27 protein-coding genes are annotated in these 26026 nt (G+C 69.5%); 7 read left to right on the top strand and 20 right to left on the bottom strand.

Going from position 1 to position 26026, the window contains the following annotated elements; genetic code table 11:
- Nucleotides 1–386: 386 nt before the first annotated feature.
- The 5 genes from SD37_RS38630 to SD37_RS38650 form a co-directional block, all read right to left on the bottom strand.
- A complete protein-coding gene (locus SD37_RS38630) occupies nucleotides 387–1673 on the bottom strand; it encodes a geranylgeranyl reductase family protein (RefSeq protein ID WP_037332937.1) in 1287 nt (428 codons plus the stop codon).
- A gap of 64 nt (nucleotides 1674–1737) precedes the next feature.
- A complete protein-coding gene (locus SD37_RS38635) occupies nucleotides 1738–2427 on the bottom strand; it encodes a demethylmenaquinone methyltransferase (RefSeq protein WP_044851839.1) in 690 nt (229 codons plus the stop codon).
- 71 nt (nucleotides 2428–2498) lie between these two features.
- Entirely contained in the window at nucleotides 2499–3269 is a 771-nt protein-coding gene (locus SD37_RS38640; RefSeq protein WP_044851838.1) for an AfsR/SARP family transcriptional regulator, read from the bottom strand.
- A gap of 79 nt (nucleotides 3270–3348) precedes the next feature.
- Nucleotides 3349–4452, bottom strand: a complete 1104-nt coding sequence (locus SD37_RS38645; RefSeq protein ID WP_044851837.1) for a glycosyltransferase family 4 protein — start codon at nucleotides 4450–4452, stop codon at nucleotides 3349–3351.
- A 1-nt stretch (nucleotide 4453) separates the two neighbouring features.
- Nucleotides 4454–5572: a glycosyltransferase family 4 protein gene (locus SD37_RS38650; protein ID WP_201788862.1), complete on the bottom strand. Its 1119-nt coding sequence runs from the start codon at nucleotides 5570–5572 to the stop codon at nucleotides 4454–4456.
- A gap of 111 nt (nucleotides 5573–5683) precedes the next feature.
- Here SD37_RS38650 and SD37_RS38655 point away from each other — a divergent pair, with 111 nt between their 5' ends.
- Nucleotides 5684–6514, top strand: a complete 831-nt coding sequence (locus SD37_RS38655; protein WP_044851835.1) for an inositol monophosphatase family protein — start codon at nucleotides 5684–5686, stop codon at nucleotides 6512–6514.
- Nucleotides 6515–6611: 97 nt separating this feature from the next.
- Here the strand turns inward: SD37_RS38655 and SD37_RS38660 are convergent, their stop codons facing one another.
- From SD37_RS38660 to menD, 3 genes are all read right to left on the bottom strand, one after another.
- A complete protein-coding gene (locus SD37_RS38660) occupies nucleotides 6612–7079 on the bottom strand; it encodes a DUF3592 domain-containing protein (protein WP_044851834.1) in 468 nt (155 codons plus the stop codon).
- Nucleotides 7080–7101: 22 nt separating this feature from the next.
- Nucleotides 7102–8622, bottom strand: coding sequence for a M1 family metallopeptidase (locus SD37_RS38665; protein ID WP_044851833.1), 1521 nt, complete (start codon nucleotides 8620–8622; stop codon nucleotides 7102–7104).
- Between the two features lie 109 nt (nucleotides 8623–8731).
- Nucleotides 8732–10408: a 2-succinyl-5-enolpyruvyl-6-hydroxy-3-cyclohexene-1-carboxylic-acid synthase gene (menD, locus tag SD37_RS38670; protein WP_044851832.1), complete on the bottom strand. Its 1677-nt coding sequence runs from the start codon at nucleotides 10406–10408 to the stop codon at nucleotides 8732–8734.
- Nucleotides 10409–10465: 57 nt separating this feature from the next.
- Here menD and SD37_RS38675 point away from each other — a divergent pair, with 57 nt between their 5' ends.
- From SD37_RS38675 to SD37_RS38685, 4 genes are all read left to right on the top strand, one after another.
- Nucleotides 10466–11389, top strand: a complete 924-nt coding sequence (locus SD37_RS38675) for a 1,4-dihydroxy-2-naphthoyl-CoA synthase (protein WP_044851831.1) — start codon at nucleotides 10466–10468, stop codon at nucleotides 11387–11389.
- Nucleotides 11390–11577: 188 nt separating this feature from the next.
- Nucleotides 11578–12702: an o-succinylbenzoate--CoA ligase gene (gene menE / locus SD37_RS38680; RefSeq protein ID WP_044851830.1), complete on the top strand. Its 1125-nt coding sequence runs from the start codon at nucleotides 11578–11580 to the stop codon at nucleotides 12700–12702.
- 63 nt (nucleotides 12703–12765) lie between these two features.
- The gene (locus SD37_RS43330; protein ID WP_167369684.1) at nucleotides 12766–12921 is read left to right on the top strand and encodes a hypothetical protein; all 156 of its coding nucleotides are present in this window, start codon (nucleotides 12766–12768) and stop codon (nucleotides 12919–12921) included.
- 105 nt (nucleotides 12922–13026) lie between these two features.
- Nucleotides 13027–13896: a 1,4-dihydroxy-2-naphthoate polyprenyltransferase gene (locus SD37_RS38685; protein WP_044851829.1), complete on the top strand. Its 870-nt coding sequence runs from the start codon at nucleotides 13027–13029 to the stop codon at nucleotides 13894–13896.
- Nucleotides 13897–14175: 279 nt separating this feature from the next.
- Here the strand turns inward: SD37_RS38685 and cds1 are convergent, their stop codons facing one another.
- Genes cds1 through SD37_RS38700 form a run of 3 tightly spaced genes read right to left on the bottom strand, consistent with a single transcriptional unit; the run spans nucleotide 14176 to nucleotide 16033 of the window.
- Nucleotides 14176–15258 carry an L-cysteine desulfhydrase Cds1 gene (cds1, locus tag SD37_RS38690; RefSeq protein ID WP_044851828.1) on the bottom strand — a complete coding sequence of 361 codons (1083 nt, stop codon included), beginning with the start codon at nucleotides 15256–15258 and terminating at the stop codon, nucleotides 14176–14178.
- Complete coding sequence (locus tag SD37_RS38695; RefSeq protein WP_044851827.1) at nucleotides 15255–15548, bottom strand: DUF4229 domain-containing protein; 294 nt, start codon at nucleotides 15546–15548, stop codon at nucleotides 15255–15257. The genes cds1 and SD37_RS38695 overlap by 4 nt, the downstream gene beginning before the upstream one ends.
- Nucleotides 15549–15559: 11 nt before the next feature.
- Entirely contained in the window at nucleotides 15560–16033 is a 474-nt protein-coding gene (locus SD37_RS38700) for an Lrp/AsnC family transcriptional regulator (protein WP_037308434.1), read from the bottom strand.
- Between the two features lie 248 nt (nucleotides 16034–16281).
- Between SD37_RS38700 and SD37_RS38705 the strand changes: the two genes are divergently transcribed.
- A complete protein-coding gene (locus SD37_RS38705) occupies nucleotides 16282–16494 on the top strand; it encodes a BldC family transcriptional regulator (protein WP_005151795.1) in 213 nt (70 codons plus the stop codon).
- 149 nt (nucleotides 16495–16643) lie between these two features.
- Nucleotides 16644–16826 (top strand): hypothetical protein, encoded by a 183-nt coding sequence (locus SD37_RS38710; protein ID WP_037308437.1) that lies wholly within the window; start codon nucleotides 16644–16646, stop codon nucleotides 16824–16826.
- Between the two features lie 2 nt (nucleotides 16827–16828).
- Here the strand turns inward: SD37_RS38710 and SD37_RS38715 are convergent, their stop codons facing one another.
- From SD37_RS38715 to hemL, 9 genes are all read right to left on the bottom strand, one after another.
- A complete protein-coding gene (locus tag SD37_RS38715; RefSeq protein WP_044851826.1) occupies nucleotides 16829–18172 on the bottom strand; it encodes a MinD/ParA family ATP-binding protein in 1344 nt (447 codons plus the stop codon).
- An 80-nt stretch (nucleotides 18173–18252) separates the two neighbouring features.
- Nucleotides 18253–19221, bottom strand: coding sequence for a c-type cytochrome biogenesis protein CcsB (ccsB, locus tag SD37_RS38720; RefSeq protein WP_044851825.1), 969 nt, complete (start codon nucleotides 19219–19221; stop codon nucleotides 18253–18255).
- Between the two features lie 5 nt (nucleotides 19222–19226).
- Entirely contained in the window at nucleotides 19227–20825 is a 1599-nt protein-coding gene (gene resB, locus SD37_RS38725; protein ID WP_044851824.1) for a cytochrome c biogenesis protein ResB, read from the bottom strand.
- The gene (locus SD37_RS38730; RefSeq protein WP_044851823.1) at nucleotides 20822–21595 is read right to left on the bottom strand and encodes a cytochrome c biogenesis CcdA family protein; all 774 of its coding nucleotides are present in this window, start codon (nucleotides 21593–21595) and stop codon (nucleotides 20822–20824) included. The genes resB and SD37_RS38730 overlap by 4 nt, the downstream gene beginning before the upstream one ends.
- A gap of 345 nt (nucleotides 21596–21940) precedes the next feature.
- Nucleotides 21941–22516 (bottom strand): DUF3800 domain-containing protein, encoded by a 576-nt coding sequence (locus tag SD37_RS38735; RefSeq protein ID WP_044851822.1) that lies wholly within the window; start codon nucleotides 22514–22516, stop codon nucleotides 21941–21943.
- Between the two features lie 129 nt (nucleotides 22517–22645).
- The gene (locus tag SD37_RS38740; RefSeq protein ID WP_052674973.1) at nucleotides 22646–23317 is read right to left on the bottom strand and encodes a rhomboid family intramembrane serine protease; all 672 of its coding nucleotides are present in this window, start codon (nucleotides 23315–23317) and stop codon (nucleotides 22646–22648) included.
- Nucleotides 23318–23426: 109 nt separating this feature from the next.
- Entirely contained in the window at nucleotides 23427–24008 is a 582-nt protein-coding gene (locus SD37_RS38745) for a TlpA family protein disulfide reductase (RefSeq protein WP_044851821.1), read from the bottom strand.
- Entirely contained in the window at nucleotides 24005–24637 is a 633-nt protein-coding gene (locus SD37_RS38750; RefSeq protein ID WP_044851820.1) for a histidine phosphatase family protein, read from the bottom strand. Before SD37_RS38750 ends, SD37_RS38745 begins: the two co-directional genes overlap by 4 nt.
- On the bottom strand, nucleotides 24634–25938 hold the full coding sequence (hemL, locus tag SD37_RS38755; RefSeq protein WP_044851819.1) for a glutamate-1-semialdehyde 2,1-aminomutase: 1305 nt from the start codon (nucleotides 25936–25938) through the stop codon (nucleotides 24634–24636). The genes SD37_RS38750 and hemL overlap by 4 nt, the downstream gene beginning before the upstream one ends.
- Between the last annotated feature and the right edge of the window lie 88 nt (nucleotides 25939–26026).

A 26026-nucleotide genomic window follows, 5' to 3' on the forward strand; every position in this document is an offset into this window, starting at 1 on the left:
TAGGCAACCCTTACGGGCCGTGCATGACGGCCCCCTTGCTTGTGAAATAGTTCACAAGCCTCCGGTCGAGGATGTGAAGCGATTCACAAAGCATGGCCCGAGTGTAGGACGCGACTCACATTCTTGTCCCTAGACCCCGTGCTATAAGGCTGCCCTAACTTGACCGCACGGCCAGTACGGTTACTTCCGGCGTGCGGTGCCGATGACCTGCGACGTCGTCCCCAAGATCGAGTCCGGGAGTCCGTTTGACCACATTTGTCCTGTGACCGATACCACTGTGCGGCGTACCCGTGACTGGTCCAGACGTGTGGCGCCACCTGCGCGTGAAGGCCCCCTTCCCTCGACTGAGCCGAGGGAAGGGGGCCTTCACGCGAGGTACGAAAGGGTCAGCGCGGGGAGGGGGTGGCTCGCGCCAAAGCGGCGATGAGGCGGTCCACGCCGTCCCCGCCCTTGGCGTCGTAGCAACCCGAAAGTCCCTTGTAGACCAGCGGAAGGATCGAGTTGATCCGCAGCCCGTACTTCGTCGCGGCGTGCATGACCTTCGGCTTCCCGATCAGCTTCGCGAACACGTTGCCGAGCCGGTAGTAGCCGCCCATCAGCTCCCCGACGGCGCGCGGGTAGCCCTCCAGTGCCCGCTCACGCGACGGTCCCTCACGCCGCGCCAAGGCCTGCACGACGAACTCCGACGCCAGCTGCGCGGACTCCATCGCGGCCGAGATGCCCTCCCCGTTGAACGGGCTGACCATGCCGCCCGCGTCGCCGAGCAGCAGCAGGCCGTCGCGGTAGTGCGGGGTGCGGTTGAAGCCCATCGGGAGACCGGCGCCGCCGACCTTGCCGATGGCGTTCTCCTCGCGGTAGCCCCATTCCTCGGGCGTGCCGTCGAGCCACTGACGCAGCAGCGCGCGGTAGTCGGTGCTGCGGAACGCGGCCGACGTCGACAGCATGCCGAGGCCGACGTTCACCGTGCCGTCGCCCAGCGGGAACGCCCAGCCGTAGCCGGGCAGCAGCTTCGGGTCGCGCGGATCGCTGCGGTCCCACAGCTCCAGGTGGCCCTCGATGAACGGGTCGTCGTGGCGCGGGCTCTTGTAGTACTGGCGGACCGCGACGCCCATCGGGCGCTTCTCGTTCTTCTGGATGCCGACGCTCAGCGCCAGCCGCGCCGAGACACCGTCGCAGGCCAGTACCAGCGGAGCGCGGTAGCTCACCGGGGTCTTCTCGGGGCCGACCTTCGCCTCGACGCCGATCACACGACCGGTCGGACTGGTGATCGCGCCGGTGACGGTCGTGCGCTCGTACAGCCGCGCGCCCGCCTTGACCGCGGTCTTCGCGAGCAGGTCGTCGAAGTCCTGGCGAGTGCGCGAAACGCCGTAGGGCGGGTAGCTCGTCAGGTCGGGCCAGTCGAGTTCCAGCGTCAGCTCGCCGGTGAGGATCCGCAGGCCGCGGCTGTGCACCCAGCCCGCGTCCTCGCTGGTGTCGATCCCGAGGTCGATGAGCTGCTTGACACCGCGAGGGGTCAGCCCGTCGCCGCACACCTTCTCGCGCGGGAACTCGGTCTTCTCCAGCAGCAGCACGTCGACGCCCGCGCGGGCGAGGTACGTGGCGGCGGTGGAGCCGGCCGGTCCGGCACCGACGACGATGACTTCGGCGTCGTGGTCTGCGTTGCGACGGGTCATGCTCATGAATCTACAGCCGAGCGAAGCTCGTCCGTTGAGGGTGGCGGCGGCGAGGAAGGCGGATTTATGCGGGCTTCTTCGCACGGTGGATGGCGACGACGCCGAACGTGAGGTTCAGCCACTCGACCTCGGTCCACCCGGCGCTCGCGATGATCTCGCCCAGCGTCCGCTGATCCGGCCACGCCAGCATGGATTCGGCCAGGTAGGAGTAAGCCTCGGGGTTCGTCGAGGTCCGGCTGCCGACCCAGGTGAGCAGCCGCAGGATGAACTTGCGGTGCAGGAACCGGATCGGCGGGAATGTGGGCGTCGACACCTCGCAGATCACCAGGCGCCCACCCGGTTTGACCACGCGCGCGATCTCGGTGAGCGCCGCCTTGGTGTCGACGAAGTTCCGCAGCGCGAGCGAGATGGTCACCGCGTCGAAGCTCTCGTCCGCGAACGGCAGCTTCAACGCGTCGGCGGCCACCATCGGGACGCCGCGATGCTTGCCCGCCTTGAGCATGCCGACCGAGAAGTCCGCGGCCAGGCACCAGGCCCCGTTGCGCGCGTACTCGACGGTGGACACGCCGGTGCCCGCCGCGAGGTCCAGCACCTTCTCGCCGCGTTTGGCGTCCAGCACCCGGGCGGTGGTGGTGCGCCAGCGGCGGTCGAAGCCGAAGGTCATGAACGAATTCGCGCGGTCGTAGCCGTCCGCGACGTCGTCGAACATGGCGGCGACTTCGTGCGGATCCTTGTCAAGACTCGCTCGGGACATACTCGAACACTACTTCGCGAATCCTGAGGGGCGCCGTCGGCCAAGCAGGAGCAAAGCGGCGCCCCGTAGGTTCACCTGGTCCGGTTCAGCAACGCCGGGGCACGGTGCGCACCGGCCCCCGCGGCTTCACCCGCGAGGATCCTCCGCTCCAGCAACCGCAGTTCCGGCCCCGGTTCGAGGCCGAGCTGATCGATCGAGACCCGGCGCGCCCGCCGGTACGCCGCCAGCGCGTCGGACGTGCGCCCGGCCCGCCAGAGAGCGTCCATCAGGAGGTACTGGGCACGCTGCCGCAGCGGATGCCGCCGCACCAGACCGGCCAGCTCGACGGCCGCGCTCGCGTGCCGTCCGAGGTCCAGATCCGCCTGGTAAAGCTCTTCCAGCAGGACAAGGCGGTACTCCGAAAGGCGCATCGTCTCGTCCGAAAGCAGGGGGACGTCCAAGCCCTCGTAGGGCGCGCCGTGCCAATGCGTGAGCGCCTGCCGGATGAGCGAGGCCCGCTGGGCGGGGTCGGTGGACTTCAATGCCTGGCCCGCCAGCGTCTCGAAGGTCTCGACGTCGAGTTCGCCGGGGTGGACCTCCAGCCGGTAGCCGCCGTTGTCGAAGCTGATCCGTTCGGCCTCGGGCAAGGCCTGCCGCAGCTTGTGGACATGCCAGTGCAGCTTCGGCACCGCCCGCGGCTCCCACCGGCTTTCCCACAGCGCCTCGGTGAGCACATCCACCGGTACGAAGGTGTTCGCCCTCACCAGCAGCACGCCGAGCAGCGTTCTCCTCATCCGGCCGCCCAGCGGTACCGACCGCGGACCGGAAGAGATGGTGAACGTTCCCAGTACTTCGAACCTCACGTGCCGTCCTCTCGCTCGATGGCGTGAGGGGACGATGAATGCCGGTTGTACAAATTGGATACAAATGATCTTGGGGTAATCAGGCGAGCGCGGAGAGCATTCCCTGAACCGACCGTGGCCAGGCGAATTCCTCCGCACGCGCCCGCGCCGCCGCGCGCCGCGCGTCTTCGGGACTCTGCAGTAAGCCGGTGACGGCACCCGCGAACGCCGGGGCGTGATCGTCGACGGCCTCGCCGCAGCCGGGGCGCACGATCTCCCGCAGCGCCGACGACGCCGAGACCACCACCGGCGTTCCCGAAGCGAGCGCCTCCAGCGCGGCCAGCCCGAACGTCTCGTGGGGACCGGGCGCGAGGGAGACGTCCGCGCTGGCCAGCAGGCGGGCGACGTCGCCGCGGCCGGCGAGGAAACCGAGGAAGGTCACCGGGAGCCCGCGCGCCCGCCGTTCCAGCGCCCGCCGCCGGGGCCCGTCGCCCGCGATCACGAGCCGCACCCGGTGTCCTGCCTCGGTCAGCTCGGCGACGGTGTCCACACTGCGCTCGACATGCTTCTCCGGCGACAGGCGTCCACAGTGGACGAGCAGCGCGTCCGCGTTCCCGGAAAGCGTGTGCCGCCAGCCGTCGTCACGCCGGGCAGGGGCGAACGTCGTCAGGTCGACGCCGAGCGGGACGCGGCGCACGTTCGGCGCGGCGATCCGGTCGAATTCGGCGCGGGCGAACGCCGTCGTGCAGACGACCGTGTCGTAGCACCGCGCCATCCGCCGGTTCGCGACGTCCGCGACGCGCCGCGCGACGGGCTCGGGCATGAGGAACTGCTCCAGCAGCCTGTCGAGCCGCTCGTGGGAGATGACCATGCTGGGCACGCCGTTGCGCCGTGCCCAGACACCCATACCGCGCAGCGTGAGCCTGTCGGACACCTCCAGCCTGTCCGGCTCCAGCCGCTTCAGCACCGCGCGGACGCGATGCGGGTCGACCGCGCGATAGCCTCCCGTGCCCGGGATCTGGGGCGCGGGCAGGGAAAACCGGCGTACCCCCGAGGGCAGCATCTCGTCCGCGTAGCGCCGCCCGGGCACCACGAGGGTCACCTGATGCCCGCTGGCCACGTAGCCCGCGCCGAGGTGGTGCAACGCCGTCCGCAGCCCACCCGAACGCGGCCCGTAGAAATTGGCCAGCTGGATGATGTGCATGTCAGGCCGCGCGGGCGACTTTGCCCTGGACGGCCTCGTAGTGGCCGACCAGTTCCCGGCAGACGGCGGGCCAGGTCCGGCCCAGCACCACCTTGCGCGCCTTCTCCCCCAGTCTGGCGCGCAACGCGTCGTCGCGCAGGTCGTCGACCTTCTCCACCAGCGCCTTCGCGAAGCCTGCCCGATCGGCGGGCAGCAGGTAGCCGGTGCGGCCCGGCAAGACGAGGTCCTTCGGCCCGCCCGCGTCCGGCGCGAGCACCGGCAGTCCGGACGCCATCGCCTCCTGGACGGCCTGGCAGAAGGTCTCATGCGGTCCTGTGTGGACGAAGACGTCGAGGCTCGCGTACGCGGCGGAAAGCTCTTCGCCGTACCGGGCGCCGAGGAAGGCCGCGCCCGGAATCCGCTCGCGCAGCATCGGCAGCTCCGGCCCGTCCCCGACGACGACCACGCGGACCCCGTCGACCCCGGCGAGCGCGGTCAGCCGCTCGACCTCCTTCTCCGGCGCGAGCCTGCCGACGAAACCGACCAGCAGTTCCCCGTTCGGCGCCAGTTCGGCACGCAGCGCGGGGTCGGCGTGCACCGGCGAGAACCGCTCGATGTCGACGCCACGAGCCCAGCGGTGCACCCGCGGGATCCCGTGCAGCCTCAGCTGTTCCACCGAATCCGACGACGGCGCGAGCGTGCGGTCGGCTCGCGAGTGCAGGCGGCGCACCCAGCGCCAGGCCGCGCGGGCGGCGATGCCGAAGCCGTACGCGGCGGCGAAACCGGCGATATCGGTCTGGTACACCGCGATGCACGGCACCCGCAGCCGTCTGGCCGCGGCGAGACCGCGGGCGCCGACCACGAACGGCGAGGCCAGGTGCACCACGTCCGGTCCGAAATCGGCCAGCGCGGTCAGCACCGTCCGGGTCGGCACGCCGACCGGAAGGGAGTTCACGCCGGGGAAGTCGAGGGCGGGGATGCGCACGACCGGGGCGCCGAGGTACTCCCCGGGTCCCGGCCCGGGGGCGATGATCAGCACGTCGTGCGCGCGGTCGCGGAGGTGTTCCACGACGCGGAGCACGGAGTTGGTCACGCCGTTCACCTGGGGCAGGAAACTTTCGGTGACTATCGCGACTCGCACGGGGTCACTGTCGCATCCGGTTGTGACACCTACCCCAACAGAAACGGAACTCCACGACATGTCATCTCAAGGTCGTGTTCCGTAAACCAGCCTCGGCCACACTAGTCAGGCATGACCCTCCTGTCGTCAAGGCCGCCACAACCCGTCGAGCCCGGATTGGTGTCGAGGGCACTGGAAGTGGCCGGGCGGCTGGCCAACGACGCGACCGACGTGATCACCGCGACCGCCGGCCGGGGCGCCCATCCCGATCTGACGGACTCCCCGTTCGACTGGGTCACCGACACGGACCGGATCCTCGAACGCCACACCCGCCGCGTGCTGACCGCGGAATTCCCCGGTGTCCCCGTCGTCGGCGGCGAATTCGGCGCCGACCACGGTGCCGACGTCGCCGAGTACCGCTGGGTGGTCGACCCCGTCGACGGCACCGCGAACTACGTCGCCGGTGTTCCCTGGTGCGCCTACAGCCTCGCCCTGATCGACGCTTCGGGGCCGGTGGTGGGCGTGGTCGCCGATCCGTACCGCGCCCAGATCTACGCCGCCGCCCGTGGCCGCGGCGCCCGCGCGAACGGCAAGCCGATCACGCTGACCGACCGCAGCGGCATCGCCGGGGCGATCGTCTGCACGGAACTCACGCGCAAGGGCGTCTGGCCCGGGATGGGCCAGTTCATCGAACGCGCCGCCGCCGCGCACGCCGGCGTCCGGGTGCTCGGCTCGGCGGCGCTGGCGATCGCGCAGGTCGCGCTGGGGCACGCGGCCGCCGCGGTACTGCACAGCTACCGCGAATGGGACGTCGCCGGTTCGGTCGCGCTGGCCATCGAGGCGGGGGCCGTGGTGCTGGACCGGCACGGGGAGGACTCGGCGCTCCCTGTGGACGCGCTGCTGGTGGCGGCGCCGGGGGTGGCCGACGAGGTGCTGGGGTGGTGGCGGGACTCCGTCGGTTGAGCCTTGCTTGAGCCCTCCCCGTCACCCTGGTGTCATGAGGGGTCCCCATAGGACAAATTTCGTCCTATGGGGACCCCTTATGACACGAGGCGCGAAACTAGACGCTGGCCTCCACCACCGAAGCCTCCGCGAGCGAGCGCCGGTACGCCAGCCGCTGCCGCCGGATCCACCACAGCAGCGGCCCGGCGATCAGCCAGGTGAAGAAGACCATGCTGCCCAGCGGCAGCAGCGTGTTGACCACCGACCGCCCGGCCACCCGCGCGAGTTCCGGGTCGCCGACGTCGTACTCGATGTTCACCAGCTGCCCGGCGGCCAGCCCGGCCGGGTAGAGGACGCCGTTGGCCGGGCTGTGCACGACGCCGTCCGGGGTGGCGTAGTTGATGATCGTGCGGTCGAACGTCACCGACTCGACCTGCGCGGTCGCCTGGCCGGGTTGCGCTTCGATCGCGTTGTCGTTGCGGATGGCGGCGAACAGCAGCGAGCCGCAGAGCACGGTGACGAGTGAGGCGACAACGAGGGCGGCGTACCACCCGATGCGCCTCACCCGCTCCGTTTTGGCCGTCACGCCGCGAGCGTAGCGCTACCCGTCAGTGGGCGTGTCGCTCGGCGAGGAATTCGTGCGTCGCCCTGATCTGCGGGTAGGACTTCGGCACGGAAGGCACCGAAGCGGCCCGAAGCGCCGAAGGCGCGGCCCCGTTCGGCCCCACCGCGGGCTTGCCCTTGGTGTACAGCCAGGTCTGGAACAGGTCGTACAGCGGCTTGCCCGAGATCTTCTCGGCGAGCGCGATGAACTCCGGGATCACCGCGGACTTGTGCTTCTTCACCTGCTGCCAGGTCTGCAGGATGCGGAAGAACGTGTCGTCACCCACAGCCTTGCGCAACGCGTGCACCGCGAGCGCGCCCCGGTCGTAGACGGCCGCGTCGAACTGGTTCTCCACGCCCGGGTCGGCGGGCAGGACCTGCCAGAACGGGTCCTCGGCCGGGGCCGAGTCGTAGATGTACTGGGCGAGTTCGTCGGCCGTGCCCTCGCCGGTCTCCTCCGACCACAAGAACTCCGCGTAGGAGGCGAAGCCCTCGTTCAGCCAGATGTCGCTCCACTTGCCGAGGGTCACGCTGTCGCCGAACCACTGGTGCGCCTGCTCGTGGGCGACGACCGAGGTGTTCGAGCCGGACCGGAACGCGCGGGCGCCGTACACCGGCCGCGTCTGGTTCTCCAGCGCGAAGGTGATGCCGGTGGTGGCGACGCCGCCTTGCGCCTCGAACGGGTAAGGGCCGAACTTCGACGCCAGGAACCCGGTGATCTCCGGCGTCCGCTCGATGCTGGCCTTGGCCGCGCCGAGCGAGTCGCCGAGGTCGGCACCGTAGGCGGTGACGAACGGCTGCCCCTCCGGCGTGGTCTGCTCGTTCACCTCGAACTTGCCGACCTCCAGCGACGTGAGATACGTCGCCTGCGGTTTGGTGCTGCGCCAGTTCCAGCGGGTCCAGCCCGGCCGCTGCGCCGTCTTGCGCACGAGCGTGCCGTTCGAAAGCGCCGCGACGTCGTTCGGGACCTCGACCGAGACGTCATAGGTGGCCAGGTCGGTCGGGTGGTCGTTGGACGGGAACCACCAGGCCGCGCTCTGCGGTTCGTCGACGGCCAGCGCCCCGTCCGGGGTCTTCTTCCAGCCGGTGATGCCGTCGATCTTCACCTTCGACGGCGTGTCCGCGTAGGCCACGACGACGGTCGCCGTCTGGCCCTTCTTGAGCGGCGTCACCGGTGTCACGGTCAGCTCGCCGGTGCCGTCGGCCGACGTCACGAACCGTGCCGGCCGGTTGTTCACCCGGACGCTCGACACCTTCAGCCCGAAGTCGAGGTTGAACGCCGAGAGGTCCTGTGTGGCGGTGAGCAGGATCGTCGTGGCCCCGGACAGCAGATCGGTCGACGGCTGATAGGTCAGCCGGAGGTCGTAGTGCGCGACGTCGTAGCCGCCGTTGCCCGCGTGCGGGTAGTACGGGTCGCCGACGCCGGGCGAACCGGGCGCGGGTGCGGCGGCCGCGGTGCCCGCGAGCAGCACCGAGACGACGCCCGCGGTCAGTCCGGCGAAGCCGGCGCGAGTGTTCAAGCGCATTGCGAATCCCTCCCAGGATTGGTCAGCGCGCTCGAACGTAGCCAGACGATCATGGCGAAGACACGTCCGAAGGAGGGGTTCCTAACCCTTGAACCGAGACGAAAAATACCTAGACAGCGCGCACCGCGGACGACACCGCCGTACGGAGGCGCGCGTGCAGCTCACGATGGCGCGTTCGGTCCACACGGACCTCCACCACGCGCAACCCGGGCGCGGGCTTCAGGGCGGCGCGGAACTCGGTGAGCGTTTCGGCGACGACGTGCGGGACGCGGTAGCCCGCGCACAACGCGCCCAGATCGGCGCCGTGCGGCGTCCCGAAAACGCGCTCGAAGCTGGCGTTGTGCTCGGGCGCGCCCTGCTCCAGCAGGGAGAAGATGCCGCCGCCGTCGTCGTTGAGCACCACGATCGTCAGGTCCGGGCGCTGCTCGGCGGGCCCGGTCAGCAGGCCGCTGGCGTCGTGCAGGAAGGTCAGGTCCCCGAGCAGGGCGTACGAATGTCCCCTGTGGACGGTCGCGGCGCCGATCGCGGTCGAGACCATGCCGTCGATCCCGGCGACCCCGCGGTTGCGGTGCACGAGGACGTCGGGCCGCAGCCGTCCGGCGAGCGCGACGTCACGGGTCGGGTTGGACGAGCCGACGACCAGCAGCGACCCCTCCGGGACGGCGTCGATCAGCTCGGAGGCCAGGCGCAGCCCGCTCGGCCACGGTTCGGCGGACAGCGCTTCGGCCACCGCCGTCGACGCCGCCTTGTCCGCGCGCTGCCAGCTGGCGAGCCATTCCGGGTCGGCGGGTTTGGTCGGCTCGTCGAACCACTGGCCGACCTGCCGGACGTTGTGCGCGGGCGCGGGCCAGTCGGAATCGGGCCGGACCAGCAGCACCTCGACGTCGGGATCGGACAGGACCCGCTGGACCTGCCGGAACACCGTCGGACGGCCGATGCACAGCACCTGCTCGGGCTTGTGCCGCGAAATGAACTCCTCGACGCCCAGCAGCCACGCTCCGGACGAGATCGCCGTCGCGCCCGCCAGCCCGATGCCGCCGGTTTCGGAGACGACCGGCCAGCCGTGCAGCTCGGCCCATTCGCTGGCGGCCTGCACACCGGTGTCGCAGGCGATGACCAGGCCGGAGCGGGCCGAGGGCACCACGAACGAGGGCAGCGCGCCGAAGTCGGGGAGTTCGGTCCAGCGGGCGCCGTCGGGCCGCCCTTCGAGTGATTCGAACCACTCGCCGTCGTCGTCGACATCGGGGACGAGCGGCTCACGGAACGGGATGTTCAGGTGCACCGGCCCGCAGCGCCATTCGCCGTACGCGGCGTTCCAGGCGCGGCAGATCTGGCTGCGCCAGTACGAGTTCTGCCCGGCGCGGCGTTCGCCGACGGCGAGCTCGTCGAAGTAGCGGATGGCGTTGCCGTAGAGCTGGTGCTGGTCGATGACCTGGCTCGCACCCGCGGCCCGCAGTTCGGGCGGGCGGTCGGCGGTCAGCACGATCAGCGGGACACCGGCGCGATCGGCCTCCAGCACGGCGGGGTGGAAGTTCGCGGCCGCGGTGCCCGAGGTACACAGCACGGCCACGGGGCGGCCGGTGCGCGCGGCGATGCCGAGGGCGAGGAAGGCGGCGCCGCGTTCGTCGATGCGGACGTGCAGCTGGAGACGTCCGGCGGCCGCCGCGTCATAGAGCGCGATCGACAGCGGGGCGTTGCGTGAGCCCGGGCAGAGGACGACGTGCGAGACGGTGTTGCGGACGAGTTCGTCGACGATGACCCTGGCCTGCGCGGTGGAGGGATTCACCGGCAGACCTCGGGTTTGACACTACGACTCACGGCCACACGTCCTATTCTCCCAAACGTGGATGACGCCCAGGTTTCCGAGCTGTTCGACCCGGCCTTGTGGACCGAGGTCGAAGGTTTCGACTTCACCGACATCACCTATCACCGCTCCTCTGAGAGCCGATCAGGCAAACGCGTCGTGCGTGTCGCGTTCGACCGTCCCGAGGTCCGCAACGCCTTCCGTCCGCATACCGTCGACGAGCTGTACCGCGCGCTCGACCACGCGCGGATGAGCTCGGACGTCGGCTGCGTCCTGCTCACCGGTAACGGCCCGTCGCCGAAGGACGGTGGCTGGGCGTTTTGTTCCGGTGGTGACCAGCGTATTCGCGGACGCTCCGGGTATCAGTACGCGGATGGGGAGACCTCCGACACGATCGATCCGGCACGGGCCGGACGGCTGCACATCCTGGAGGTCCAGCGGCTGATCAGGTTCATGCCGAAGGTGGTCATCGCGGTGGTCCCGGGATGGGCCGCCGGCGGTGGGCACTCGCTGCACGTGGTGTGCGACCTCACGCTCGCCTCGGCCGAGCACGCGCGGTTCAAGCAGACCGACGCCGACGTCGGCTCGTTCGACGGCGGCTACGGTTCGGCGTACCTCGCCAAGCAGGTCGGGCAGAAGTTCGCGCGGGAGATCTTCTTCCTCGGACGCGAGTACACGGCCGAGCAGATGCAGGCGATGGGCGCGGTCAACTCCGCCGTCCCGCACGCGAAGCTGGAGGCCGAGGCGCTGGACTGGGCGTGGACGATCAACGGCAAGTCGCCGACGGCGCAGCGGATGCTCAAGTACGCGTTCAACCTCACCGACGACGGCCTGGTCGGCCAGCAGCTCTTCGCCGGCGAAACCACCCGGCTGGCGTACATGCAGGACGAGGCCGTCGAAGGCCGCGACGCGTTCCTGGAGAAACGCTCCCCCGACTGGTCGGCCTCGCCCTACTACTACTGACCCCCCGCCCCCTCCCCGATCGCGTTTAGCCCGCTAACTGCGCTCCGCCCGCGACCTGCGTTTAGCCCCCAGATCGCGATCCGGCGCCGACCTGCGTTTAGCGGGCTAATCGCGATCCACGGGTGCCCTACCCCCGCGTCGCGTTTAGCGGGCTAAACGCGATCCGGGGGCGGTCGTAGGGTGGGGGGATGCGCGCGGTGGAGGTGGACGGGAGTCCGGAGTCGATCGCCGAGCTGACCGCGGCACTGGCCGAGGCGCTCGGCGGCGGCCCTGCCGTCCTCCCCTACGCCTCGGAAGCCCTCCGCGACGCGATGGAGCCGACGCGCCCGGCCGAGCCCGGGACCGCGGTGATCATCGCCACCTCCGGCTCCACCGGCGAGCCCAAGGGCGTCCTCCTGTCGGCAGCCGCGCTCACCGCGTCGGCGAACGCGACCCACGCGCGGCTCGGCGGGCCGGGGCACTGGCTGCTCGCGACCCCGGCGCAGTACATCGGCGGGCTGCAGGTGCTGGTCCGCTCGCTGCTCGCCGGGACGACGCCCGCCGCGCTCCACACCTCCGGCTTCCGGCCCGACGACTTCGCCGAGGCCGCCGCGCCGCTCCTCGCGCTGGACGGCCCCCGCTACACCGCGCTCGTGCCGACCCAGCTCGGACGGCTGCTCGAAGACGGCGGGCCGGGGCTGGCGGCCGCCCGCGCGTTCGACGCGATCGTGATCGGCGCCGCGGCGACCACCGCCGGACTGCGGGAGCGCGCGGCTGACGCGGGTGTGACGATCGTGCCCGCGTACGGCATGAGCGAGACCGCGAGCGGCTGCGTGTACGACGGCGTGCCGCTCGACGGCGTCCGGATCGAACTCGAGGACGACCGGGTCTGCGTCGCCGGGGACGTCCTCGCGCACGGCTACCGGCTCCAGCCGGAACTGACCGCGGAGGCATTCGACGGCGACCGGTTCCGCACCTCCGACCGAGGACGGTGGGGCCCCGGCGGACGGCTTGAGATCCTCGGCCGCGTCGACGACATGATCAACACCGGCGGAGTGAAGGTCGCCGCCGCCGCTGTCGAACGGGTGCTGGCCGCTCAACCCGGAGTCCGCGACGCATGCGTGGTCGGCGTACCCGATCCCGAGTGGGGCGAGGCGGTCGTCGCGCTCGTCGTCGGCGCCGGGTGCGACGTCGATTCCCTGCGTGCCGCGTGCCGCGCGGAAGCCGGTGCCGCGGCCGCGCCGAAACGGGTCGAATTCGTCGAAGAACTACCGTTGCGGGGCCCCGGGAAGATCGATAGGGCGGCTGTCCGGAACCTCCTACTAAGGTCGTGAATTTCCCACCGATTACTGGGACGTTGTTGACAGGATCATTACCCGCGGGTTTACGTCTTAAGCATGACGCGCTGGACACGCACAGTATTGGCCTGCACCGCCGTCACGATGGGCCTGGTCGCTTTGGCCGGGCCCGCGCTGGCGGACGAACCGGAAATCGCCGTTCCGAACAGCGGCACGCTCACCTGGACGCTCGAAGACGTCGTCGACGTGAAGTGAAACGCGTTCCGTCCTCTGCTTGCGGCGTCGAACGACCGCAAGCAGAGGACGGAATGCGAGCAGCCCCACGTACCGGCCGGTAGTGGCCAGGGCCAGAATGGCGGCATGGCGACTGCTGGGGAATGGATCGAAGGGGCGCGCCCGCGGACGCTGCCCAACGCGGTGGCGCCGGTGGTCGCCGGGGTCGGCGCGGCGGTCGCGCTCGACGGTTTCTCGTGGACCCGCTCGGTGCTCGCGCTCCTGGTCTCACTGGCCCTGATCGTCGGCGTCAACTACGCCAACGACTACTCAGACGGCATCCGCGGCACCGATGAGAACCGCGTAGGCCCTCTGAGGCTCGTCGGCTCCGGGGTCGCGAAGCCGAAGGCTGTCCTGGCGGCCGCTCTCGTGGCTCTCGGCCTCGCTGGAGTCCTCGGCCTCGTGCTCGTCGCGATCAGCGGGCTGTGGTGGCTGCTGGCGATGGGCGCGGTCTGCATCCTCGGCGCCTGGTTCTACACCGGCGGCAAAAAGCCCTACGGCTACTACGGTTTCGGCGAGATCGCCGTCTTCGTCTTCTTCGGACTGGCCGGCGTCCTCGGCACGGTCTACGTCCAAGCCGGACAGCTCAGCTGGACGGCGTTCGGTTGCGCGGTCGCCGTCGGCTCGTTCTCGACCGGTGTGCTGACCGCCAACAACCTCCGCGACATCCCGACGGACATCGAGGCGGGCAAGCGCACGCTCGCCACCCGGCTCGGCGACCGGGGCACCCGGCGGCTCTATCTGGTGCTGGTCGCGGTGCCGTACGTCGTCAGCGTGCTGCTCGCCTTCGTGACGCCGTGGGCGCTGCTGGGCCTGGTGACCGCGCCGCTGCTGCTGAAGTCGGTCAAGGCCGTCGGTGGCGGCGCCCAGGGACGGGCGCTGATCCCGGCGCTGCGGGACACCGGGTTCGCCATGCTGGGCTGGGCGATCCTGACGACGGTCGCGCTGGCGCTCTGAGCCGCCACCGGACCTTTGATGCGGGGCTGTGTGGATTTTGGGACGTTGGATGTCCCGAAATCCACACAGTGCGCCGCGATTGACCCTGTCACCCTATCTCTGGCTCGCGCCGGGCCCAGAAAGCGAGGGGGATGAACGGACCGTTCATCCCTTGAGCTTTGCGCTTGGGGCCGCTACCTGTAGTGACTCAGCACCCAGGTGGCCGCTAAATGTGGCCCAGGCGATAGCAAAGGTCCCTTGCTCTTTTGGTGATCCGGCCAACCTGAGGTAGTAGGCCCCTCAGATCTCCGGCGAGAACTTCCCGCTCTCCAGGAACTCTTGGAACTTCGCCTGGTACGGCGCGATGTCGAGGTTCTTCTCGGCCAGCCACTCGTCGTTGTAGTACGTGTTGGCGTACCGCTCGCCGCCGTCGCACAGCAGCGTGACGACGCTGCCCGCCTGGCCCTCGGCGAGCATCCGCGAGATGAGCGTGAACGCACCGTAGAGGTTCGTCCCGGTCGAGCCGCCCGCCCAGTGCCCGGTGCGCTCCCGCAGCAACCGGATGGCCGCCAGCGAACCGGCGTCCGGCACCTGGAACATCTCGTCGATCACGCCGGGCACGAAGGACGGCTCGCACCGCGGCCGCCCGATGCCCTCGATCCGCGACGGCATGCCAGTGCCGTAATCGAGCGCGCCGGTCTCCCAGGCGCCGTAGAACGACGAGTTCTCCGGGTCGACGACGGCGATCTTCGTGGTGTGGCGCTTGTAGCGCACGTAGCGGCCGAAGGTCGCGCTCGTACCGCCGGTCCCGGCACCGACCACGATCCACGTCGGCACGGGGTGCCGCTCGGACTGCATCTGCGCGTAGACCGACTCGGCGATGTTGTTGTTCCCGCGCCAGTCCGTCGCGCGCTCGGCGTAGGTGAACTGGTCGAGGTAGTGGCCGTTGCACTCGGCGGCGAGGCGCTCGGCCTCCGGGTACATCGCGGGCGCCTTGTCGACGTAGTGGCACTCACCGCCGTAGAACTCGATCAGCGCGATCTTCTCCGGCGAGGTGCTGCGCGGCACCACGGTGATGAACCGCAGCCCGAGCATCCGCGCGAAGTACGCCTCCGAAACCGCGGTCGAGCCGCTGGAGGCCTCGACGAGCACGGTGTCCTGCCCGATCTGGCCGTTCACCAGGCCGTACAGGAACAGCGAGCGCGCCAGCCGGTGCTTGAGCGAGCCGGTCGGATGGACGGACTCGTCTTTCAGGTAAAGGTCGATCCCCCACTCCGGCGGCAGCGGGAAAACGTGCAGGTGCGTGTCCGCGCTGCGGTTCGCGTCGGCCTCGATGATGCGGACGGCTTCGCGGACCCAGCTACGGCTGTGCAGCCGGCTCACGCTGTGCCGTCCACCCGGTCGCCACGCAGCTGGGAGCGCAGTTCGGCGCGAGCGCGGGCGCGGTTGGCGTTGCGGCGGGCGAGCCCGGCGGTCACCCGCGCGTTCAGCGGGCGGAACAGCAGCAGGCCCAGCGGCAGCCCGACGACCAGCCCGATCAGCAACGCGACCAGCAGCGGGACGTTGACCAGCAGCAACCCGCCACCGATGACACCGACCAGGAGGAACCTGGCCAGCACGTACAGCGTCAGGTCACGGGCGAGGTGATCGGCGGTTTCCGGAGTGTCGCTCACATCAACGCAGGCTACGCGCTGCCGTTGCGGCCGTCGTCCAGACCCGCGTTGTTGGGCCGTCCCTCGAAGCGGGTGGAGAGCACGACGGTGGTGTTGGTCCGGCCGACGCCGGGGATCCGCCGCAGCCTGCCCAGCGTCCGCTCCAGGTCGTCGACGGTCGCCACCCGCACCTTGACGACGAACGCCTCGTCACCAGCGACGGCGTAGCAGCTTTCGACCTCGTCCAGCGCCCCGAGCGCCTCCGCGACGTCGTCCTCGGTCGCGGTGTCGGTGGGGTGGATGCCGACCAGCGCCGTCACCCCGAGTCCGACCGTGCTGGGGTCGACCATGGCGTGGTACCCGGTGATCACGCCGGCGGCTTCGAGTTTGCCGACCCGCTCGTGTACCGATGACGCCGAGAGTCCGACCGATCGGCCGAGGTCGGCGTAGGTAGCCCGCCCGTTCTCCCGCAATGCCGCGATGATCTTCCGATCCACCTGGTCCACCGCTACACCTTAGGTGCCATGCGGCGATTCGCATGACCAGGGCGCGTTTTCGTACTTCTGTGACAAGACCACGGCACTCACCGGCGCATGTCGCGGTTGTCGGTTTTGACCTTTAAGGGCTCTTTACTGTTGGACAACCGTTCGAGTACCTGACGGGTGAGATGCAACGATTGCCGTGTTGGCTACCCGGCACGACGGGCATTGGGCCCGCCTCCGGTTTAGCACTGGAACCGTGAAGGAGGCGGAAAATGACCGCGACGATGGGCGGAAGGTTGCTCACCCCCGGTGAAGTGGCGGCACTGTTCCGGGTCGACCCCAAGACCGTGACCCGGTGGGCGACCGCGGGCCGGATCGGCTCGATCCGCACTCCCGGCGGGCACCGCCGATTCCGCGAGGCCGAGGTGAACGAGCTCCTCGCCGAGCTGACCACCGACGCCAGCGAGCCCGCCCGCAAGGTCTGACCTCGCGTTTTTCGCATAAAGGACTCCGGTGACGAAGGGCTCGAAATGGCCCTTCGTCACATTGGGGTATCCGTAGGTCCCCCCGCGCGCGGCAAAGAGGCTAGCCTCGTGGGACTGAGCAACGTCCTCCACGCGGAAAGGGACCGAGCATGATCTATCTGCTCGCGGCCATCGGAGCGCTCACCGTCGCCGTTGTCTTGTGGCGCGCGTTCGGGATCGAGCGCGTCGGGGTGCCCTCGTCGCGCCCGACACTGGCCCCGGACGACGACCCCGACTTCCTGCGCAAGCTCGGTGAGCAACAGCGCAAGAGTAAAGACGAGGACAAAGACTAGGACTAGGGCTGGATCTGCCGGTACTGCTGGCCCCCGAAACCGTCGGCGACGGTGGCGGCCAGTTCCAGCAGCGCCAGCCGGGTGTCGGCGTGGAGCCGGTCCAGCTCGATCTCGGCGCCTTCTTCCAGGTGCGGATCGAACGGGATCCGGCAGACCGACCGGACGCGTGCGCCGAAGTGCGCGGAGAGCTTGTCGAGGTCGACGGAGCCGCCCTTCGGACGCACCGAGTTGATCACCGCGACCGATCGTTTGACCAGGTCGCCGTAGCCGTGCGCCTCAAGCCAGTCGAGGGTGGCCGACGCACTGCGCGCGCCGTCCACGGAACCTGACGAGACCACCACCAGCGCGTCCGCGACGTCCAGGACGCCCTTCATCGCCGAGTGCATCAAACCGGTCCCGCAGTCGGTGAGCACGATGTTGTAGAAGTGCTCCAGCAGGTTGACCGTGCGCCGGTAGTCGTCCTCGGAGAACGCCTCGGAAACCGCCGGATCCTGCTCGCTGGCGAGGATCTCCAGCCGGCTTCCGCCCTGCGAGGTGTACGAGCGGACGTCGCTGTACCTGGTGATCTTGTCCGCGTCCCGCAGCAGATGCCGCACGGTCGCGGTGGTCTCGATCGGGATCTTCTGCGACAGCGTCCCGCGGTCCGGGTTCGCGTCGACGGCGACGACCCGGTCACCGCGCAGGGACGCGAACGTCGAGCCCAGCGTGGTGGTCGTGGTGGTCTTGCCGACGCCGCCCTTGAGGCTCAGCATCGCGATCTTGTAGCACCCGCGCAGCGGCTGGTTGATTTGCGCGATCAGCTCGCGTTTCCGGGTGTCGGCCGGGCTCTCCCCTGGGTTGACGAGCTTGCCGGTGCCCAGGTAGAGCGCCTTGCGCCAGCCCGATTCCGGCTTGCGCTTCTGCGGTTTGACCAGGCTCGCGGTCGCGAGTTCGTCCGGCAGCGCGTGCCTGCCCTGCGGCTGTGGGAGCCCCGGGACGCCGGGCTGCTGGACAGGCTGCTGGGGCGCGTACTGCTGCTGCGGCGGGTACTGCGCCTGCTGGGGTTGCTGAGGTGCCTGCTGGGGATGCAGCGGCGGCAGGTTCTGGTCGTAGGGCTGCTGGTACTGCGCGTGCGACGGCTGCGGCAGCGGCGGCTGCTGGGGTTGCTGCGGAGCCGCGGGCTGCTGCGGGTACTGGGCCTGCTGCGGATACTGCGGCTGGACGACCTGCGTCGGCTCGGCTTCGAAACCGCCGGCGTTCGGATGCGGCGCCGAGTCCGTCCTGTCCTCGGAGAACAGCTCCGACGGCTGGGCGCTCTCGGTGGGTTCGGGGTGGCCAGGAGCCGATTCTTCGCTGGGTCCGGTCACCGCTGAAATCCTCCTCCGCGCACGTCTTCCCCCACTACCTCAAGTATTGACGGTAGTCGGCTCCCGTGCAGCGGTGACGGTCAGCCCCCGGCGTAGGAGTGCAGCCCCACCGTGACCAGGTTCACGAAGAACAGGTTGAACACCGTCGCCGCGAACCCGACGATGTTGATGATCGCCGCCCGCTTGCCGCGCCAGCCCGCGGTCGCGCGGGAGTGCAAGTAGGCCGCGTAGACGACCCACGCGACGAACGCGACGGTCTCCTTCGGGTCCCAGCCCCAGAACCGGCCCCACGCCGCCTCGGCCCACACGGCGCCGCACAGCACGCCGAAGGTGAAGACCGGGAAGGCGAAGATGGTCGTGCGGTAGGCGATCCGGTCGAGGACGTCCGCGGTGGGCAGCTTCGGGCCGAACTTGGCGAACTTGGCCGGGTTGTCGTCGTGGGCGGAGCGGAAGAGGTAAAGCACGCTCGCGACCCCGGGCACCAGGAAGACGCCCGAGCCGATGATGGCCGCCGAAACGTGGATGATCAGCCAGTACGACTGCAGCGCGGGCTGCACCGGCGCGGCCGTCGTGTAAAGCATGGTGCCGTTGACGAACATCAGGATCACGACCGGCAGCAGCAGGAAGCCGGTGAGGTGGCGGACCGGGAACTTCCGCAGGATGACGAGCCAGGTCACCACGGCGATGAAGGTCGTGGCCATGCCGTACTCGTACATGTTGCCCCACGGCGCGCGGTGCACGGCGAGCCCGCGCAGCACGATCGCGGCCAGGTGCAGCAGCGCGGCGAGCACCAGCAGCGCGGCGCCCATGCGGCCGATGCGCTCGGGGCGGCCGACCTCGCGCGGGGGCTCGACGGGCGTCCCGTAAGCCGGTGGGCCACCCGCGCCGACCAGTTCGCGGGAGCGCTGCATGCTGCGTTCCGCCGCGAGCCTGCCCTTCGCGCCGAAGCCCTGCTCGATGAGGGCGAACATCAGCGCGAGGACGTAGATCGCCGCCGCGGTGGTGTAGGAGTAGTCGCTGTACTGGGACAGCGTCTCGTTGATCGGCATGACTTCTAGTTGCCTCTCTGCCCCTGGACCAGCTTGCCGCTGATCCGCTGGAACTCTTCTCCGTAGCCCGCCTGATCGGTGCGCGCCAGCCCGGCGACCTCGATCACGGTACCCGTCTCCCCTTCACGGGCCGGGGTCACCCGGACCCACACCCGCCGCCGTTTGACCAGCAACGATCCCGCCAGCCCGATCAGCATCGCGACCGCGCAGACCAGCACCCAGCCCTGCACGGGATCGTGCGAGACCTGGATGGCCACCCATTTCTGGACGCCGTCGAAGCGGACCTTCGTGCCGTCGTCCAGCACGGTCTCCTCGCCCTGGTCCAGGTTCTGCCGGGTGAGCTTCTTGAGCCTGCCGTCCGCGACGAGCGACTGGTCGATCTGGAAGATCGACTGCCCGCGGCCGGCGTCGAGGCCGAGGTCGCCGCGGTAGATGTCGACGGCCACCGCCGGTTTGTTCGCCTCGGGCCGCGACGAGGTCAGCACATTGCCGTGCAGGAACGCGGTCGGCGCGAGCAGGCCGGTGATCGCGAGCTGGCGGGTGCGGCGTTCGACCGGGTCGGTGATGCCGGGCTGGTCGATCTTCGTGGCGCCTTCGGAGAGCTTCGTCGGTTCGTCGGCGGGACGCCACGGCGTGATGTTGGAGCGCACCGTTCCGTCGGGGAAGGTCACCGTGAACTTCGGGGAGTAGCCGAAGTTCAGCAGGTAGACGCGGTCGCCGGCGGTGCGCAGCGGCGAGTTGACCTCGAGTCCGTACGGCTTCCACGCGCCGGACTTCAGGTCTTCGCCGGACTGGTACTCCATGTTGGAGTGGTAGTAGTTCGCCTGCCCGGACTCGGTGTAGCGCGCCTCGAAGTCCTTGAGCCGGATGCAGAAGGCGTTGAGGTCGGTGCCGTCGACGCGCAGCCCGGCGTTGAAGGTGTCGTAGCCGAGGATGCCGGAGTTGCACCACGGGCTGTTGTCGGCCTGCACGATGACCTGGCCTTCGTAGCCGAAGAGCTTGCCGAGGGCGAAGAAGATGATCAGGCCGAGCATGCCGAAGTGGAAGACGAGGTTGCCGGTCTCGCGAAGGTATCCGCGTTCGGCGGAGATGCTTCGCGTGCCGTCGGCCTCTTCGCGCTCGACACGGCGCCAGCCCTTGAGCAGCGCGTGAGTGTCCTTCATGACCGTCTCGGGGGTCCGATCGGTCGTGGTGGACAGGTGGTGCGGCATCCGCGAGAGCTTGCGCGGCGTGAGCACGGGCTGCGCGCGCATCGCCTTCGCGTATTCGAGGCTGCGCGGCGCGAGGCAGCCGATGAGCGAGACCATCAGCAGGATGTAGATCGCCGAGAACCAGACGCTGCCGTAGACCTCGAAGAACTGCGTCTTGTCGAGCAGTTCGCCCCACCAGCCGTGCGCGGCGATGTATTCGTCGGTCTTGGCGGCGTTGAGGTTTCGCTGTGGCAGCAGGGCGCCGGGCATCGCGGCGAGCGCGAGCAGGAACAGCAGCACCAGCGCGGTGCGCATCGACGTCAGCCCGCGCCAGGTGTTGCGCAGGAAGGCAAGGGCACGCTTCAGCGGCGTCGGACGGTATTCGTTCTTGGGCGGGGCGTCGGTGGTGGTCACAAGGGCAGCCTGAGGTCGGTCACGAGGGTGTCCCGGATCCAGCCGGTCAGGTCGGCCCACAGCCCGGTCACCAGCAGGACGCCGACGACCAGCAGCAGGACGCCGCCGAAGATCTGGACCTGACGGCCGTGGCGGCGCACCCAGTCCGTCGCGCGGACGGCCCAGCGGGCGCCGAAGGCGATGAGGAGGAACGGGACGCCGAGCCCGAGGCAGTAGACCAGGATCAGCACGTACCCGCGTACCGCCGCCCCGCCGGTGGCGCTGGCCATGGAGATGACCGCGGACAGCGTCGGCCCGATGCACGGCGTCCAGCCGAGCCCGAACACCGCGCCGAGCACCGGCGCGCCCCACAGTCCGCCGCGCGGCACGTGATGCGAACGGAACTCGCGCTGCAGGCCCGGGATCCAGCCGAGGAAGACCAGCGCCATCGCGATCGTCAGCACCCCGCCGAGACGCTGGAGGAGGTCCATGTTGACCTGGACGGCGGCGGCGATCCACACCAGCGTCCCCAGGGTCACCACGAAGACCACGGTGAACCCGAGCACGAACAGAGCCGCCGCGCCGACGACGGCGTAGCGGCCCTTCTTGCGCTCTTCGTCGGCGCTGACCGCGGGAGCGTCGGCGCCGACCAGCGCCGCCAGGTACGCGAGATACCCCGGCACGAGCGGGACGACGCACGGTGACGCGAAGGAGATCGCCCCGGCCAGCAGCGCGACACCCGCCGCGAGCAGCAGTGGCCCGGAGAGCGCCAGCTCGGTCACACCGTTCACGCAAAGGAGCGTAGGCAGTGTGGTCGAGGTGAAAACGCCGGGGCGCCCTCAACGGGACCTACGTCGCACCCGGTCAGGACCTTGGTCCCGGCCCACCACGTCGCGTTTAGCCCGCTAAAGGCGACGAGGGGGCACGTTTCGTCATCTGGTGGCGGCCATAGTGCTCGCGACGAGGTGCGGCTACGGGCGCTTATAAGCTACGCTGAACGTGTCGTCCAGCTTGCTGGACGACACGAGTTGGAGGAAACTCGCTCGCTGAGAGCGTGTCGCCGTGGGCGTCGCGCGAGTCGCAAGGCCAGGTGCACCCGGGGAATACCGGGACCCTGGCCTTACGCATGTCAGATGTCAGGCGCGGGTGTCGACCTGCAACTCGATCACGCACTCGGCCAACTGGTCGGCGTAATCAGGAATGCCTTCCTGACGGGCACGGACAGCCCCGGCGACGATATCGGAGATCCACAGCAGTGGCTCGTCGGCGCCGCGAGCATGCTGGACGCGAAAAGTTGCGTCTCGAGGCAGCGAAAAGCGGCTCTGCTGGATCGTGCGCACGTCACGGGCGTCGAGCTGGACCGTGCGGCCTTCGGCCACCAGAAGGCTGACACCAAGCGTGTGCAGCTCCAGCACCAAGCGCTGCAAGCACAACGACCGGCCGCGTTCCTGCCGCCGCGCCGGCACCGGGGCGCCGACCGAAACCAGATGCAGCTCCTCGAAGTCGGCAACCCGCTTGACGACCGCACGCTTCTGATCGCTGGCCAGCACGTTCCAGTGCAGCTTTCCGGTGCGCTCCGCCCGCAAGCCGAGCATCAGCTCCCGCAGCTCTTCGTGCCGGTCGACGGGCAGCACCGCGGCCGCGAGCACGTAGAAGCCTCCGTCATCGTCTTCTTTGAACGACTCGTCAGCGAAGGCCTGCAGCAAGGACATTCGTCAAATCTAAGCCTTGTCGTCGCCGCAATTGCTCACTCGGAAGGCGCCCATTCGACTGACGCAATTCGTCCTCTGGATGCGGTAGTTGCCCGCGCAAGGACCGCATTCAGAGGACGAAACGCAGGGCTACTTGAGGGTGTCGGGTGGCGTCAGGGGGATGGTCGGGAACGCGGGTGCGGCGGGTTCCGGCTTGGGACGGCGGTCCCGGAAGACCCAGCCGCCGATCAGGCCGCCGAGGAAACCGAAGAGGTGCGCCTGCCAGCTGATCCCCGCGTCCTGCGGGAACAGGCCGGCGAACTGGTAGGCGAAGCACAACGCCATCACCAGCCCGATGACGATGTCGATCTTGTGCCGGTCGAAGATCCCGCGCACCAGGACGTACCCGAAGTACCCCATGACCAGGCCGCTCGCGCCGACCCCGACCGTGCCGGACTCGTGGAGGGTCCAGGCTCCGAGCCCGCTCAGCACCGCGATCAGCACCGTGACGCTGAGGAACTTCTTCACCCCGCGATACGCCGCAAGGAACCCGAAGATGAACAGCGGCCCCGAGTTGAATTCGATGTGTCCCCAGCCGGCGTGCAGGAGCGGCGCGGTGAGCACGGTCGGCAGCGAGCTGATTTCGCGCGCCCGCGTCCCGTATTCGTACATGAGGCTGTAGCCGTCGACGGCGTTGTAGAGCTGGATCAGCCAGAGGACCACGAGCAGGCCGACCATGACCCAGAACGCCTTCTTGGCCTCGGCGATCATCGCCTCGGCGTCCTGCTGCCCGGATCTGGGCACGTCTGAAGCAGTCGTCATTTCCTTCTCCCCAGTTCAGAGCCGCCGCGCGGCCCGAGATGAGGAGGATAGCCAGCCCACCCGACAGAGGAGCGCGTTTAGCCCGCTAAACGCGCTCCGTCCGGGAGGGTCAGGCGGGTTCGGCGACCAGGCGCTGGACCACGGGCAGCAGGTCCGAAGCCAGCAGGTCGCGCAGGAACACCGCCGCGACGCGGTGCTGTTTGTCCAGCACGATCGTCGACGGGATGATGTTGCGCGGATAGCCCGACAGCTGCAGCAGCGTCCGCCCCGACGGGTCGTAGATCGACGGGTACGTCAACTTCCGGTCCCGCATGAAGTCCTGCGCCGGGGCCCGGTCGTTGTCCCGCAGATCGATGCCGACCACCTGGACGCCCGACGCCTTGGTCTGGTCGTACACCTTCTGCATCTCCGGCGCCTCGACGCGGCACGGCCCGCACCACTGGCCCCACAGGTTCAGCACGATGACCTTGCCGGGGAAGTCGGCGATCGAAAGCTGCTTGCCCTCGTTCATCAGGTCGTCACCGGACAGCGTCGGCGACTGCTGGCGGTCCGCGACGTCGTAGGTGATGTCGACCTTCCCGCCCGGCGAAACGAAGTTGAAGCTGCCGCCGGTGACGACGGCGTCCTTGCCGGTGGTGCAGCCCGAAACGACGAGCACCAGCCCGACGACGGCCGCCAGTACCCGCTTCATGCCCCGGTCACCTTCGGGTCGGTCGTGCCGGCGGGCTCGCTGTAGACGATCCGCACGAGCTCTTCACCCTCGAAGACCAGGCTGGTCAGCGAAGCGAGCGAGCACTGCCGAACGCGCGGGTCGTGCCAGAGCCGCTTCGCCTCCAGGAACCGGCGCACGGTCCAGATCGGCAGCTGATGCGAGACGCACAGCGCCTCGTGCCCCTCGGCCGCCTGCCGCGCGCGGTGGATCGCGCCGAGCATGCGGTGCGCGATCTCCACGTACGGCTCGCCCCACGACGGCCGGAACGGGTTGACCAGCTTCGGCCAGTGCTTCGGCTGGCGCAGGGCGCCGTCGCCGACGGCGACCCGCTCACCCTCGAACTGGTTGTCCGCCTCGATGAGCCGCTCGTCGGTGTCGACGTCGAGCCGGTGCGCCGCCGCGATCGGCGCCGCGGTCTCCTGCGCGCGCTGAAGCGGCGAAGCGACGACATACGTGATGTCGTGCGTCGCGACGGCTTCGGCGACCGTCAGCGCTTGGCGCTGGCCGCGGTCGGAGAGCTTGAAGCCGGGCAGGCGGCCGTACAGGATCTTGTCCGGGTTGTGCACTTCGCCGTGGCGGAGCAGGTGCACGATCGTCGTCTCGCTCACGCCTGGACCGCCTCGGCCGCGGCGCGGGCGGCCACGCGCAGCGCGGCCTCGATGATCTCGAACTCGGTGTCGCCCATGGCCGCGTTGACGAACCACGCCTCGTACGCACTCGGCGGCGCGTACACGCCGTTGTCCAGCAGGGCGTGGAAGAACGCCGGGAAACGCCAGGTCTGAGAGGCCTGCGCGCCCGGGTAGTTCGTCACCGGGCTTTCGCTGAAGAACACGCTGACCAGGTTGCCCGCGTACTGCACGGTGTGCGTGACACCGGCCTCGGTCAGCGACCGGTCGAACAGGTCGCCGAGCCGCTTCGCGTTGGCGTCGAGGGCCGCGTACACGGCGTCGTCGGCCGCGCGCAGCGTCGCGAGCCCGGCGGCGACGGCCACGGGGTTCCCCGAAAGCGTCCCGGCCTGGTAGACGGGACCGCCCGGGGCCAGCTTCGCCATCACGTCGGCGCGGCCGCCGAAGGCCGCGGCGGGCAGCCCGCCGGACATGACCTTGCCGAAGGTGTACAGGTCACCGGCGACGCCTTCGAGGCCGAACCAGCCCGCCTTCGAGACGCGGAATCCGGTCATCACCTCGTCCATGATCAGCAGTGCGCCGTGCTCGTGCGCGATCTCCTTGAGCCCGGCGTTGAAGCCCTCGGCCGGGGCGACGGCGCCCATGTTGCCGGCGGCGGCTTCGGTGATGATCGCCGCGATCGACTCCGGATTGTCCACAAAGGACTTCCGGACCGCGTCGAGGTCGTTGTAGGGCAAGACGATCGTGTCGGCCGCCTGTGCGCCGGTGACACCGGGCGAGGTCGGGAGCCCGAGCGTCGCGACGCCGGAGCCCGCTTCGGCGAGAAGCGCGTCGACGTGGCCGTGGTAGCAGCCCGCGAACTTGATGATCTTCGCCCGGCCGGTGAACCCCCTGGCCAGCCGGATCGCGCTCATCGTCGCCTCGGTGCCGGAGTTGACCAGGCGGACCTGCTCGACCGGCTCGACCCGGCCGATGATCTCCTCGGCCAGTTCGACCTCACCGAGGGTCGGCGTGCCGAACGACAGCCCGTTGACGGCGGCTTCGCGCGCGGCGGAGACGACGGCCGGATGCGCGTGCCCGAGGATCATCGGCCCCCACGAGGAGACCAGGTCGACATAGCGGTTGTCGTCGGCGTCCCACAGGTACGGCCCCTCGCCGCGCACCATGAACCGCGGGGTGCCGCCGACGGAGTTGAAGGCCCGCACCGGGGAGTTCACCCCGCCCGGGACCACGGCCTTCGCTCGTTCGAACCATGCCTTGGACTGATCGACTCCGGTAGCCACCTCCCCAGTCTCGCAAATCCGCCGGGGACACCCGCCGCCGCGTCCTCACGGTTCCGGGCATGGCGTGACCGGCCCCACTAGGGTGGGA

The sequence above is a fragment of the Amycolatopsis orientalis genome, from assembly GCF_000943515.2.
Lineage (GTDB): Bacteria > Actinomycetota > Actinomycetes > Mycobacteriales > Pseudonocardiaceae > Amycolatopsis > Amycolatopsis orientalis.

Coding starts and splice junctions, on each gene's coding strand:
- SD37_RS38630 (WP_037332937.1), bottom strand. CDS start 1,673: ATGACCCGTCGCAACGCAGACCACGACGCCGAAGTCATCGTCGTCGGT.
- SD37_RS38635 (WP_044851839.1), bottom strand. CDS start 2,427: ATGTCCCGAGCGAGTCTTGACAAGGATCCGCACGAAGTCGCCGCCATG.
- SD37_RS38645 (WP_044851837.1), bottom strand. CDS start 4,452: ATGCACATCATCCAGCTGGCCAATTTCTACGGGCCGCGTTCGGGTGGG.
- SD37_RS38655 (WP_044851835.1), top strand. CDS start 5,684: ATGACCCTCCTGTCGTCAAGGCCGCCACAACCCGTCGAGCCCGGATTG.
- SD37_RS38665 (WP_044851833.1), bottom strand. CDS start 8,622: ATGCGCTTGAACACTCGCGCCGGCTTCGCCGGACTGACCGCGGGCGTC.
- menE (WP_044851830.1), top strand. CDS start 11,578: ATGCGCGCGGTGGAGGTGGACGGGAGTCCGGAGTCGATCGCCGAGCTG.
- SD37_RS43330 (WP_167369684.1), top strand. CDS start 12,766: ATGACGCGCTGGACACGCACAGTATTGGCCTGCACCGCCGTCACGATG.
- SD37_RS38685 (WP_044851829.1), top strand. CDS start 13,027: ATGGCGACTGCTGGGGAATGGATCGAAGGGGCGCGCCCGCGGACGCTG.
- SD37_RS38705 (WP_005151795.1), top strand. CDS start 16,282: ATGACCGCGACGATGGGCGGAAGGTTGCTCACCCCCGGTGAAGTGGCG.
- SD37_RS38710 (WP_037308437.1), top strand. CDS start 16,644: ATGATCTATCTGCTCGCGGCCATCGGAGCGCTCACCGTCGCCGTTGTC.
- ccsB (WP_044851825.1), bottom strand. CDS start 19,221: ATGCCGATCAACGAGACGCTGTCCCAGTACAGCGACTACTCCTACACC.
- SD37_RS38735 (WP_044851822.1), bottom strand. CDS start 22,516: ATGTCCTTGCTGCAGGCCTTCGCTGACGAGTCGTTCAAAGAAGACGAT.
- SD37_RS38740 (WP_052674973.1), bottom strand. CDS start 23,317: ATGACGACTGCTTCAGACGTGCCCAGATCCGGGCAGCAGGACGCCGAG.
- SD37_RS38745 (WP_044851821.1), bottom strand. CDS start 24,008: ATGAAGCGGGTACTGGCGGCCGTCGTCGGGCTGGTGCTCGTCGTTTCG.